At 43.4% G+C, this 12,419-nt stretch carries 10 protein-coding genes and 1 tRNA gene; 7 read left to right on the top strand and 4 right to left on the bottom strand.

Annotated elements, in window-relative coordinates; translation table 11 throughout:
- The first annotated feature begins 6 nt into the window (after nucleotides 1–6).
- Complete coding sequence (locus DC20_RS15855; protein ID WP_062544719.1) at nucleotides 7–546, top strand: iron-sulfur cluster co-chaperone HscB C-terminal domain-containing protein; 540 nt, start codon at nucleotides 7–9, stop codon at nucleotides 544–546.
- A gap of 48 nt (nucleotides 547–594) precedes the next feature.
- Nucleotides 595–678, top strand: a tRNA-Leu gene (locus DC20_RS15850).
- A gap of 108 nt (nucleotides 679–786) precedes the next feature.
- Here the strand turns inward: DC20_RS15850 and DC20_RS15845 are convergent.
- From DC20_RS15845 to DC20_RS15835, 3 genes are all read right to left on the bottom strand, one after another.
- On the bottom strand, nucleotides 787–1,512 hold the full coding sequence (locus tag DC20_RS15845) for a hypothetical protein (RefSeq protein WP_157593187.1): 726 nt from the start codon (nucleotides 1,510–1,512) through the stop codon (nucleotides 787–789).
- Between the two features lie 244 nt (nucleotides 1,513–1,756).
- Nucleotides 1,757–3,097 carry a hypothetical protein gene (locus tag DC20_RS15840; protein ID WP_062544717.1) on the bottom strand — a complete coding sequence of 447 codons (1,341 nt, stop codon included), beginning with the start codon at nucleotides 3,095–3,097 and terminating at the stop codon, nucleotides 1,757–1,759.
- Between the two features lie 304 nt (nucleotides 3,098–3,401).
- A complete protein-coding gene (locus tag DC20_RS15835; protein WP_062544716.1) occupies nucleotides 3,402–5,570 on the bottom strand; it encodes a hypothetical protein in 2,169 nt (722 codons plus the stop codon).
- Between the two features lie 412 nt (nucleotides 5,571–5,982).
- Here DC20_RS15835 and DC20_RS15830 point away from each other — a divergent pair, with 412 nt between their 5' ends.
- The 4 genes from DC20_RS15830 (at nucleotide 5,983) to DC20_RS15820 (ending at nucleotide 8,799) form a co-directional block, all read left to right on the top strand.
- Nucleotides 5,983–6,411 carry a DUF1810 domain-containing protein gene (locus DC20_RS15830; RefSeq protein ID WP_062544715.1) on the top strand — a complete coding sequence of 143 codons (429 nt, stop codon included), beginning with the start codon at nucleotides 5,983–5,985 and terminating at the stop codon, nucleotides 6,409–6,411.
- Between the two features lie 237 nt (nucleotides 6,412–6,648).
- On the top strand, nucleotides 6,649–6,777 hold the full coding sequence (locus tag DC20_RS23595; protein ID WP_262506318.1) for a hypothetical protein: 129 nt from the start codon (nucleotides 6,649–6,651) through the stop codon (nucleotides 6,775–6,777).
- A gap of 12 nt (nucleotides 6,778–6,789) precedes the next feature.
- On the top strand, nucleotides 6,790–7,362 hold the full coding sequence (locus DC20_RS15825; RefSeq protein ID WP_062544714.1) for a RibD family protein: 573 nt from the start codon (nucleotides 6,790–6,792) through the stop codon (nucleotides 7,360–7,362).
- A gap of 423 nt (nucleotides 7,363–7,785) precedes the next feature.
- Complete coding sequence (locus tag DC20_RS15820; RefSeq protein ID WP_062546000.1) at nucleotides 7,786–8,799, top strand: zinc-binding alcohol dehydrogenase family protein; 1,014 nt, start codon at nucleotides 7,786–7,788, stop codon at nucleotides 8,797–8,799.
- 348 nt (nucleotides 8,800–9,147) lie between these two features.
- On the opposite strand, the gene DC20_RS15815 is transcribed toward DC20_RS15820, so the two are convergent.
- Complete coding sequence (locus DC20_RS15815) at nucleotides 9,148–9,402, bottom strand: hypothetical protein (protein ID WP_062544713.1); 255 nt, start codon at nucleotides 9,400–9,402, stop codon at nucleotides 9,148–9,150.
- A gap of 306 nt (nucleotides 9,403–9,708) precedes the next feature.
- On the opposite strand from DC20_RS15815, the gene DC20_RS22435 reads away from it, so the two are divergent.
- A complete protein-coding gene (locus DC20_RS22435; RefSeq protein ID WP_071885484.1) occupies nucleotides 9,709–12,375 on the top strand; it encodes a family 43 glycosylhydrolase in 2,667 nt (888 codons plus the stop codon).
- Nucleotides 12,376–12,419 lie beyond the last annotated feature (44 nt).

Raw genomic sequence — 12,419 nt, 5'->3', positions numbered from 1 at the left:
TTACCTGTGAACTACTTCCACTTCTATGAGATCCCGGAAAGCTTTTTACCAGATGAGAAAGCCATCCAGACCAAATACTACGCCTTAAGCCGCGAGTTCCACCCCGACTATTACACCCTGGAGCCGCAGGAAAAGCAGCAGGAGATTCTGGAGAAGTCTACCCTCAACACCAACGCCTACCGTACCCTTTCCAACTTTGACCGCCGCATGCAGTACATTCTGGAGCAGCATGGTTTGCTGGAGGAAGGCGGGCAGAATGACTTGCCACAGGATTTCCTGATGGAGGTCATGGAGCTGAACGAGCAATTGATGGACCTGGAAATGGACTATGATTCGGTGCAGTTCAAGATTGTTTCTGACCAAACCAACGAAATTGAGGGTTTTCTGAAGGCTGCTATCTGGCCGGTGCTGGAAAACTATGAAAATTTACCGCCTGATGCTCAGGCAGAAGCCTTAAAACAGGTAAAAAATTACTACTTAAAGCAACGTTACCTCTTGCGTATAAAGGAATCATTGAATAAGTTTGCATCCTCTTCTGACAGATAAAGCGGTTTACGCCTTGTTTTTCAGAATCTACCAAAAAAGTGGAAACACGCCCAGATGGCGGAATTGGTAGACGCGTTGGTCTCAAACACCAATATCTTCACGGATGTGCCGGTTCGACTCCGGCTCTGGGTACTCAGAACACATAGAAGGCCTTGTAAATCAAATATTTACAAGGCCTTCTTGTTTTAAGGGGACAGTTAAGGGGACAGTTTATTTATTTAATGTAAGCTTCATCTCACATTATTTTATCAAATCAATCAAGCTAACTACGTTATCAAACCCAGAACTTATCATTCTTTTGAATATTTCTTTTTTACCTTCTACTAAAATCTCCTTTAGAAGAGGTAAGCTCTTTTGTCTCACTTTAGCAAAAAACTTACTTAGTCTTTTAACAGTATTCTTCTTAGTGAGATTAGGCAAATCATTTTGAAGGTCACTTGCTTCGATGATCAATGCAGAGTTTTCTTCTTCATCTTTTCTTAGAACATTTACTGCATGTAAGAGAAAAGCATGAATCTTGACCTGAGTTTCTAAGTTATATGGTAAGACATCTGCATCTTCATCCACAATTTCAAATTCGTCATAAAACTCTCTCTCGTATTCACTTAATATCTTTTCTTCTGGGGAAAGGTCAATAAGATTATACTCCTTTATTATTCGAGTCCATTTTTTTAAGTGATCTATTACAAACTCAGATGTCGTATTAACTTTATGTATATCTAATCTTAAATGATTAATAGGATTAAATTGAACAGTATAGTTAACTCTGTTTTCAAGTATATAAGGTTTAAATATTGAAAATTCAAAATTTGAATCCTTAGCTGAATCCTTGATTGTTATCTCAAACTCTTCATTTTTAGTAATAACTAACACATCATCGTTTACTTTAACAAACTCTCTTGTTTGTTGCATGAGAGATTTTACATCACGCAAAAAGAAAAGAGGGTATTCTTTCTTATTTATCATATATTTCATTCTGATGGATAACGGAAATCACTTTAGTAAATCCTATATATATATATATATATATATATAGGATTTACTAAAAAATAACTTGAATTAGATTATACTTTAAACACATTGAAGTTGACCAGATTTAAAATAAAAACATATAAAAACTAAAGTTTTATAGTCATGACCCATAAAACACTTATTCTTAATACATTCCATCATGTATTAAAACTTCAATTTCAATTATTAATTATATAAATTAATCCTCATAAATTTCTTCATATTCAAAATCATCCAACCTTGATATATCATTCTCAATAATTGCTATTAATCGGTCAATAATCTTTTTACTTTTACCAGTAGCTCTTCTAATTTCAGGCTCGTTATCTTCGAATTGAGAAATAGCATATCCTTTTAAAAATAAATTATTGAACCGGTACTTGTTAGAATTATCATCATAAACAAGGATTTCACTTCTTTCTGAAGAACAAAGCTCATTTAACATATTTTCAACAATGCTTTCTAATAACCCTTGTGACTGCAGATGTTTAAGTCTTGAAAATATTATATCAAATGTAAACTCATCTTTTCCATTCTCTAACGCAGCTTTTAGAATCTCGCTTGGAAGATTGTATTTTGTCTTATTGGGTACTTTTATAGCTTTGTCAAACTCAGCTTTCAATGTATCAGATTTTACTGCTATATATTTTTGAATCGCATCTTCCAAATCTTGATTATCAATAAAAAGAGGGTAATCACCTTCTTCAGTTTCTCGAATTCCTTTTATTGAGCAAATATTTAAACATAAATGATGACAAATCGAGGGAAGACCACAAGAAATTTTAACTATCCTTTCCTTAACTTTATTTGCAAATTTTAGTTTAAGTAATTTCTCTCCATTAGTTATGATAGATTCAATTTCAGATGAAGTCATGTAGGGCACATAAATTTCAGCTACCCTATTATTCATCTCATGATTATATTCAACTACCTGTCGGGCAGTTCCAACGGCTCCAATTGCTACTATTTTTAAGTCTTCATAATCAACAGACATATCCATAAAGACCTTCATCAATTGCGATGTTTTGGCCTTATCTTCCCTAAGAATTTTATGAAAATCTTCTAAGACCCAACATATATTTGCTTCTCCAAAGAATTGCCCTAATCTTCGAGGAGTTAATTGAGGGGGAATAAAACTCTTTTTAGATATTTGTTTTTGAGTAGAATATTCACCTACACTTAAAGTTGCTCTAATCTCTTTATAAGAAATTGTTACTGCAGGATTGATTTTGAACCCTACAGTTTTATTTTCTTCAGTGTAATACTTGCCAATCTGGTCAAATCCATCAAGGATGATACTTTCATATGTCATTCCTTCAACGCATCTAGTAATAATCTCTTTCTCGTAAACTTGATTTAGCTTATTAACTATCAAAGTTGTTTTACCGCAACCCGAATGGCCATAAAGCACAATTTGCATACCTGGTGTATCTAACGCGTCTACGAGATGGTTATTTAATGTTTGTGCCCTTTCAACAAATGTATTTATAGCTGGCCGTGTTGGCGTAAAGATTTGTTTAACTTTATAAGCCTTAGTCATATTTTATTAATTAACTAATCTGTTATTATTATATTCTATTTATTTAATCACTATCAACTCAAGACAACATGAAAATTTGTCTCGAAGATTGTTTCTATAGCAATTGCAATATAAAAAAACCGGTGTTACCAGGTTCTTCATGTTGAATTATTCTTTTTTCGATAAACTTGTTTTTACTATTGTATCCACCTACTAATGAATCACTTTTATGCAGATTGCATATATCATGGCTTAGCACCAAATTCCAAATATCATCATAAACCTTTCCCGCTGGTGGCTTTTCCCTTCTCTTTAACTTTTGCTGTTACTCCCTTGCTTGCACAATTGCTTCTTTTGCAATCTCAATGTCCCGGGCTACTTGGGGCCTGATAAGTGCCCAGTGGAATAGATTGTTGTCATTGCGGTCATGGCTGCTGCCATTGTAATGCGTCAGGGGCATGTCTTTGTAGAGGGGACGGGTTATTTTAATGACTTCGTCCCAATAGCCCAGTGCTTTTTGCAGGTGTGCCACCGCTGTTTGCTGGTGTTCCTTCCCCCCTTTCATCCGGTAGGTTTGCAGCGCGACGGCTCCTTTCAACTTTTCGGCGAGGTGCAGGCCCAGGTTCGCCCATGCTTTTACATCCGCCACCTCATACAGAAGAGAAGCGTTATTTCCGGTATCAATGCCTTTCACCAAACGCAGGGCTTTCCGGCAATCGCGCTCCATTATCTGAATTAAAACGGGTGGTGTTACTTTCTCTTTTCCAAACGAATCTCCGGCCAGGCTCTTCTGCACATAGTCCTTCACCGATACGTATTCAGGGTCAAGGGTTGGTTGGTTGATCAGGGCGTCAACGGAAATGTACTGGGTGCTGTCGCCTATGAGGGCCATAAATCCCTCGCCATACAAGGTGAAGTCCCACTTAGAATCGTAGAGCGAGGCAAGGCGCAACTGGGTAGACGAGGCCAAGGCATAGGCCTGTAGCAAATTTTTGCCTTTTTGACCATAGCGATTGTTAAAGTCGTTCTGGAACACTTGATCTGGAGTAGCCGGATTGTACAGCAACCTTCCCCATAGTTTATAATACAGCCATTGCCGCTCAAATGCCCACTTCCAGTTGACCGGTGACTCCACGGCGGTGAAGTAATCTTTTGCTGGAATGTAGGTTTCTGACCCAATAAAATACCCCCCTACATAAGGCTGGCTGTTTTGGGCAACATGTGCCCGAATGAAAGAAGGAACACCCCACCGAAGGGCAAAGAAGTCTTCGTTACGGGCAGTATAGGTAATCTTGTAGCCTTTGGGCATGGGGTTATAAAACGTATCGAACATCTCCCCGCCATGTACTTTTACCAGTTTTGGCGTAGAATGTGCATGCGACCAGTTGTATTTTAAATCAGCCCAGATGGGCCCCTTAATGAAATCTAGTGCTGCTTCCCTTTCTATGGACTTACGGGTGAGTCGCTCCAGCTCCACACTTGTCGCCCCTAACGATTCAGTAGTACTGGAAAAAGGAATCCGGTGGATTAGTTTTAAAGGCCGGCCCACCTGGCGCATCCCTTCAATATAGGTATCATAGATCCAATCTTCCCGTTGCTGAGGCGTCATGCCCGCCATTCCCTCCCCCAGGGTAAGGCCTATGCCGGTAAGCGTTGGGTACTCCTGGAACACCTGCGTGATGCTTTCGCGCATGTACCGTTTGACCACTTCAGAAGTATCACCCGACACATAATAATGGGGGTATACATTTTTGTGTGCCACCCCATAGGCCTTTGCAAATTCTGGGCTCACAAAGATGTTAAAGGGAACAAGGTAGGTATCAATGGCACGTTCGTGGGCCATTCTAAATATTTCCCGGTGCAGCTGTTGCCATTCTTCCATTTCAATTGTGCTGAAAGGGCTGGCCTCCGGAAAGTTCTTCGGGCGTATCATGTACACGAAGGGATGCAAGTTCCAGAGGGAAAGGGAATTGAAGCGGTTTTCCGCCATCATGTCCAGGAATGCCTCCCAGTACCGCACATCACGCACAGTTTCATGATGCTGATCCAAGGCGGAACTTGACCGATATGAATACCAGGGAGTGTTATGCTTGATGGCCCGAAAAGCAAACTGCGGTTTTTCGCTGCGCTTCTGCACTTGTTTCAGGCGCATGCCCTGCTGTATGCTTTCCGCCAACGAAAGGCAGCCATAGATTATGCCTCTGTTATCGCCACCCGTAATCGCAATGCTGTTCTGCTCCGGTATAATATGGAAAGCTTCCTTTTCCAAAAGGGTTGTGTCCACCCCTATCCTGATCAAAAAATCATTACCTTCCTGATTTTCAAGCACCGTATATTTTTGCGCCACCAGTGCTTCTTTCAACTGTTTGGAGGCATAGGCTGCCTGCGGGGTAGATGCATCATACTGCACGTATACCTTTTGCGCAAAACCTGCTTGTATGCCTGCCATACAGCTCAACAAAAAGCTGAACACGATTTTTCTGATAACTGCCATAAAAAGTAGATACGATTTTACTTAGGTATGAATAAACAGCTTTTATAGCTAATAACCTTTATGCTAATGGATACATGGCTCTATAAAAGAGATGGATTAGAAGAAATAAATTATACGTTTGCATTCGACCTTAAATTCAAACCTAAATAGGAGTCTACAGAATATGGCCTAAATCACAAGGATGATCAGAAGGAGATTGCAACCCATTTTCATAGGAACTGGCTTAAAGGGAAATTAAAATACAATTCTAGCCATATGTATAGAATCAAATGCTGAGTTCTTATATACTTGCTTTTTAGTGCCACTCAGCTCTCTTTTGATTGTGATCGGGTCTTTGTTGAGCGAAATACAACTTAAATGATAGTTCTGGTTTTAATATTTAATCTATTCAATAATAATCTAAACTACTCCCATGAAAGAGAACAGCTTGCAAAGATTCTTGAGCGCTCAGGAAAGTGCTTATGAGGTGGCGCTTTCTGAGATAAAGAAAGGAAGAAAACAAAGCCACTGGATGTGGTATGTCTTTCCTCAGATGCGGGGATTGGGCTTTAGCGAAACTGCCATCTTCTATGGCATCCAAGATGCAAAAGAAGCCAAGGCATTTTTGCAGCACCCAGTTTTAGGCAGCAGGCTCGTTCAGATCTGTGAAACGTTACTGGAACTGGAGGAGAAAGATGCCCATCGCATTTTCGGAAGCCCCGATGATCTAAAACTCAAATCTTCCATGACGTTGTTTTCCTCATTACCACAAACTACTCCTGTGTTCAGAAAAGTGTTGGAGAAGTTCTTCAACGGCCATCAGGATGAGAAAACATTGCAAATCCTTCGCTCCCAAGTGTAATTAAAGACTTGGGCAGTGCTAAACTAGAAGCCCTTAGCCTCCCCTACTTAACTGATTAGCGAACGACAACGTGCGGCTTAAGAAGGGTATCTTCATTTGGCTATATGCAATTGCCAGGTTGTTAGAAAGCAGGTTATAATTTGTCCGGCTACGTAGTACTTACCTAATCAGGCTTTCAATGTCTTGTAGAGACTATTGCATGGCCTTCGTGTTTTATCAAATTAAGAGAAAGCATACATGTTAGATACCAATAAGCCTTATGTCATTTGCCACATGCTGGGCTCTGTAGATGGCCGAATCAAGCAGGATATCTGGGGATTTAAAGACCATCATAAGTACTTTGAAGAAACGGCCGAGAAAATTTAAACCGATGCCTGGTTGGTCGGCCGGGTGACCAACCAGGAGTTTTCGAGCAAAGAAACTTATTCCATAGAGGGTGATCATAATCCTATCCCAAAAGAAGACTTTGTGGCGGAGCAGGAGGCGAAAACGTATGCAGTGGTAATTGACCCGTCAGGGAAATGCTTTTGGGATACCAACATGGTCTCTACAGAACACGTGATTGAGGTATTGACTGAACAGGTGTCTGCTGGATACCTGGCGCACCTCAGAAGCAAGAATGTGTCTTACCTCTTTGGTGGAAAAGACGAGTTAGATCTTGATCTGGTACTGAGAAAACTTTACAGCTTGTTTGGCATGAAGACGGTTCGCATTGACGGCGGTGGTCACGTAAACGGATCTTTTCTGAAAGCAGGGTTAATAGACGAGTTCAGTCTTGTTCTTGCCCCGGTAGCCGACGGTACCACTGGATCACCCACGGTGTTTGAGGCAGAAAAAGGATATGGAAACCGGAAAGCCACGCAGTTCAAGATCAAGTCCGTGGACCGCATCTATGATGATTTCCTATGGATCAGGTACCTGGTGGTCAAAGACCAGGAAGTTGGGAGATAAAGTTTCTATCATAGATACAGGAAAACTATTGCCTTCACCAGGTGGGGCACTTGCGTGCAATGATCACAAGTACCCCACAAATCATAGAAGAAACAGGCATCTTTGATTAGATATTTCTCTCATTTCTTCACCTCTGCAAAAACAAATTCTTTGTAGCAGTAATCGGACTAATCCTGATAATACGACACCTGATCTTAGTAGTCCAGCGGAACAAGTTACTACTCTCAACGGTCTTGTATAAACGCCAGTCTGGGCATATGGCCCCTGCCGCCTTTTATACGAGATCGGTAGCCGTCACACTCCCCAGAAGCAGAACCCAAGGATATTGGGAAAAAAGAAGTTTTGACAACACTACAAGAGTACATCAAAATCGGTTTTTTGGAGTACTATTTAAAACCAGAAAACACAAACAAAACAGATGCTATGAAAGCAATCGGATTTAAAACGTCATTACCCATTGATGAAGCGGATAGCTTTATCCAGTTTGAAAAAGAAATACCAACTGTGAAAGGAAAAGACCTTTTGGTGAAAGTTGAAGCCATATCGGTCAACCCTGTAGATTATAAAATAAGAAAAAACAGCCTTAAAGACAAACAGCAGGATACCCCGAAGGTCATTGGTTGGGATGCTATTGGTACAGTAGAGGCCACCGGCGAGGAAGTTACCCTCTTCCAGAAAGGTGATCGGGTGTTTTATGCAGGAGATCTTACAAGGGATGGGTCTAACCAGGAATACCAGTTAGTGGATGAACACATTGTAGGGTTCGCCCCGAAAAACATACCTATTGAACAAGCTGCTGCCATGCCGCTTACCTCACTTACAGCTTATGAACTGTTCTTTGACCATTTACAATTGAGCAAAGAAAAAGATGCAGGCAAAACCATGCTTATTATTGGCGGTGCAGGAGGGGTCGGTTCAGTAGCCATCCAACTGGCTAAAAAGCTGCTGGGGTTAACCGTTATTGCCACCGCTTCAAGAGACGTTACAGCTGAATGGTGCAAAAAAATGGGGGCAGACCATGTTGTCAACCACAGCAACCTTGTTAGTGAGGTAAAAAGTATCGGCTTTGAACAGGTAGACTATATTGTAGACTTTGTAGACCTTAACCAGTATTGGGATGCCATAGTAGAACTCATCAAACCGCTGGGAAAGGTAGGTTGTATCAGCGACCCGACAGAACCGGTAAAATTAAATCAGCTAAAGAGAAAGAGTGTCTGTTTCTATTGGGAGCTGATGTTTACGCGTTCTATGTACCAAACAGAAGACATGGTAGAGCAGCACCACATTTTGAACAAGATTGCCCAACTGCTGGATGAGGGCATCATACAACCAACCCTTAATACCACGATGGAGGGCTTGACTGCCGAAAACATGAAAGAAGCTCACCGTTTACTAGAAAGCGGCAAAACAATCGGAAAAGTGGTAGTGAAATTTTAGAAGACATAACCACTTTTCAACGCTTCAGGTTAAAACAACCAACCACGATGTGATACTTCAACCTGAACAAAAAAAGCGAACGGGTACTACTAACAAATTACAGTTGCTGCCTTCAGGTGAAATGATGCCTATGTTTATCAACGAAGTTTCTGGTGGCAGAAAGTACTCAGGACTTAAAGACGCGACTAAAAATTAGCTCAGTCCCGTTAGCTGCAAAGAAATACCTTAGAGTAAAGTAACCTGTACGCCTGGAACTGTAATGGCCAGGTTGCTCCATTTTAAAGCAGTTTTGCAAAAACAAATCATAAAACAAGGGGTGCCAGTTTATACCGACACCCCTTGTTTGTTTTACTGAATCCTGGTAAGTCGAAGGTAATCTAACATGGTCCGGTTGATCTCGCTGTTCATGTTTTCGTTGGCCGGATCAAACGGCAAGGTGAGTTCCTGTGTGCCTTTCTCCAGTTTCACCTGTACCGCATTGGTAAAGCCCCAATCAGTCCACTCTTCAGTGCCGCGTTGCGGGAACACAATGGCGCCTGGGAAGCGGCTGCACAAACTTAACTGCGTGCTGATCGCTTGAATTTTTTCATCAGCCAGAAGCATACCCTATTTATAGAAGTATCCTTCAGAAAAACCCTTGCACTGCTTCTTCCCTTTTTACCTGCCCCGCACAGACTTCTCTTTTACCTCTATCCCTTTACTTCAATTCACCGGTGAGCATCCCTACTTCGTCTCCAATGCCTCGTCATTCCAAAGTCTGCCAAATAGCAGACGAAATTTTGTTAATAAAAGACTACAGAAATAATAAATGTATTTATTACATTTATTAAATTAACATTCACATCCCTTGATCTCGCCCTTTATTATAGATTATTTTAAATATTTCCCCTCACCAATCTAATTTTCATAATGAGAAAGAACCTTTACTCTCTAGTAGCATTCTGGCTGCTCCTCTTATTGGCCTTTCCTTCCCGGCTGTTCGCCCTGGACGGCAACATCAACTCCCATGATCCAGGAGCCTTGTTAAAGGATGGGAAAAAGTACTGGATGTTTACCACAGGAGCCGGTATCTATGCTGCCTTCTCGGAGGATTTAATCAGGTGGAACTCTGCCCCTAAAACCGTGTTCCCCATCGGCACCTGGCCAGAATGGATCAACAAGGTAGTGCCGGGTTTTGAGGGCATCTTCTGGGCTCCGGAATGCGTGTTCATGAATGGCCGCTATTACCTTTATTATTCCTGCTCTACCTTTGGCTCTTCCACCTCTGCCATTGGGGTAGCTTCTAGTCCTACTCTGGACCAGGATTCACCCGCCTATCAATGGACAGACCATGGCATGGTCGTTTCTTCCTCGGCCCGCACAGACATCAACGCCATTGACCCTGCTATCTTCAAAGACGATGACGGAAGGGTTTATATGTCGTATGGGTCCTTCTCAGCCGGCATTGGAGTGGTAGAACTGGATCCGCTCACCGGTAAGCGGAAAGTGGGAGCTGCAATTGTGACGGTAGCCGGGGGAAACAACGCCTCTTGGGAAGCCCCTTATATCTTCAAGGAAGGGCCCTATTACTACCTGGTTGTAAACCGCGGTTTTTGCTGCCGGGGCACCAGCAGCACCTATTACCTGGTGATGGGTCGTTCTACCAGCATCAATGGCCCCTATGTAGACAAGGCAGGGGTTGACCTGAGAAATGGGGGCGGCACTACCCTCCTCAATAAGTCTGGAAAATACATTGGGCCGGGCCATTTCGGGCTGATGCGGGAAAATGGGTATAACTATGTCTCCATGCATTACTATGACGGAAACGACAACGGCAATGCCAAGCTGGACATCGCCAACCTGGGGTTTGATGCCACCGGATGGCCGTTCCTCACCCGCGACTGGGTAGCGGCAGGACGCTACAAAATGACCAACCAAAACAGCCAGTTAGCGTGGGAATCAAAAGGTTGTACCGGAAAGTCAGGCGAGCCCTTGGCGCAGGCTCCCTGGACTGGACTGAATTGCCAGCAGTGGGACCTTACCCCGGTAGGTGATGGAGTATATACCATCCGGTCTGCTGAGAGTGGCCTGGCGTTAAGCCTCACTCCGTCCACAGTACCCCTCACCTGCAACACCGCCCCGGGAACTAAACTGCAAATGACCATTCCTTTGGACCTGGACTGCCAAAAGTTCAAGATTGAACGGGCTGCCGATGGGGCTTATGTCTTTACCTCCCTAGCCAACAACCTGGTGGTAGAAGTGCCCTTTGCCTCCCGGGAGCCGGGCACGGAACTCATCACCTGGGGGCAGAACGGTTGCGCCTGCCAAAGATGGTACATTAACCGACCATCAGAATCCATTGTCTCCAAAGCTTCCTATACGGCTCCCCAGAACGGCCGCACTGTCTCTTATGAAAACCTACAACTGCTCTGGACCGGAAATGCCCAGAGCTACAACGTGTATCTGGGGTCCTCCCCTAACCAACTTGAGCTAGTAGCTTCCAATACTTCCGCAACTTCGTTACGGGTACCTGATCAAATGCCCATTGGAACCTACTACTGGAGGGTAGACGCAGTCACAAACGGGCAGGTGGCTGTTGGGGAAGTCTGGTCTTTCACCGTGGAAGACCGAGTAGCCCCTACTGTTCTGGTTCGGAACATTTCGGTTACCCTGAAGGATGGCATGGCCATGATCCAGCCCCAGGAGATAGATGCAGGCAGTAATGATGCCTATGGGATAGCCTCTGTGTCATTAAGCAAAGACCGCTTTGACTGCAGTGCTTTAGGAGTAAATGAAGTACTGCTGAAGGTAACGGACAAAAACGGAAACTCGGCTTCCACTACGGCAAACGTCACCGTAGAGGGGGCATTGCCTGCTCCTGCCATCAGCGTGAGCCGCCGCGACCCAACCTTTACGGGTGCTGATGCCAACACCCTTTTCTTAGGGTATGGCGCCCAGGAACTTCTGTTGACAGCCAGCAATCTTACCCCTACAGGGCTCACCACTTACCAGTGGACCCCTAGTGAGGGTCTAAGCAGTACCCACGGGGCAGAGATCACTTTCAAACCCACAGTTGCCGGCACCTACAGGATCAGGGTAACCGCTACCAATGAGTTTGGCTGCCAAACCTTCGCGGAGATGCTAGTGAAAGTGATTGACGCCAGGTGTAACACCAGCTTGGGGAAAGTCCTTGTTTGCCACAAAGGAGCAGCGGTCTGCGTAGAGGCCAGTTCGGTACAGGAACACCTTGGCCATGGATGCAACTTAGGTAACTGCACAAGCACCCAGGTTGCCTCTTCAGGGCAGTCACAGTCAGCCCTGGCAGAAGCTGGCATAGCAAGCGCAAACCTCAAAGCCTTTCCAAACCCGGCCTATGACCACACTACTATTGAGTTCTCGTTGCCAAAAGCCGGCAAATACAAGCTTGCCCTTTTTGATAGCAACGGCAAATTGGTGGAAGCGCTCAGAGAAGGAGTAGCTAAATCTGGAGAAAGTGAATCTGTTCCTCTTTCTACCGCTAAATACGCCAAAGGCTTGTACCTGCTTCAATTGGTAACCGAGCAGGGTGTAACCAGCACACGGTTAGTGATACACTAACCGTGTGCACCTTTTAGCGCATCTCACCAATAAGCCTGTTTTCT

This window comes from Rufibacter tibetensis (assembly GCF_001310085.1).
In the GTDB taxonomy this organism is placed as follows: domain Bacteria; phylum Bacteroidota; class Bacteroidia; order Cytophagales; family Hymenobacteraceae; genus Nibribacter; species Nibribacter tibetensis.
Note: the sequence above shows the minus strand (reverse complement) of the source record. Positions and strands in the feature narration are given on the sequence as shown.

What these genes read in the sequence shown, in the direction of transcription:
- DC20_RS15845 (WP_157593187.1), bottom strand. Translation starts at nt 1,512, where the DNA reads ATGATAAATAAGAAAGAATACCCTCTTTTCTTTTTGCGTGATGTAAAA.
- DC20_RS15840 (WP_062544717.1), bottom strand. Translation starts at nt 3,097, where the DNA reads ATGACTAAGGCTTATAAAGTTAAACAAATCTTTACGCCAACACGGCCA.
- DC20_RS15835 (WP_062544716.1), bottom strand. Translation starts at nt 5,570, where the DNA reads ATGGCAGTTATCAGAAAAATCGTGTTCAGCTTTTTGTTGAGCTGTATG.
- DC20_RS15830 (WP_062544715.1), top strand. Translation starts at nt 5,983, where the DNA reads ATGAAAGAGAACAGCTTGCAAAGATTCTTGAGCGCTCAGGAAAGTGCT.
- DC20_RS23595 (WP_262506318.1), top strand. Translation starts at nt 6,649, where the DNA reads ATGTTAGATACCAATAAGCCTTATGTCATTTGCCACATGCTGGGCTCT.
- DC20_RS15820 (WP_062546000.1), top strand. Translation starts at nt 7,786, where the DNA reads ATGAAAGCAATCGGATTTAAAACGTCATTACCCATTGATGAAGCGGAT.
- DC20_RS15815 (WP_062544713.1), bottom strand. Translation starts at nt 9,402, where the DNA reads ATGCTTCTGGCTGATGAAAAAATTCAAGCGATCAGCACGCAGTTAAGT.
- DC20_RS22435 (WP_071885484.1), top strand. Translation starts at nt 9,709, where the DNA reads ATGAGAAAGAACCTTTACTCTCTAGTAGCATTCTGGCTGCTCCTCTTA.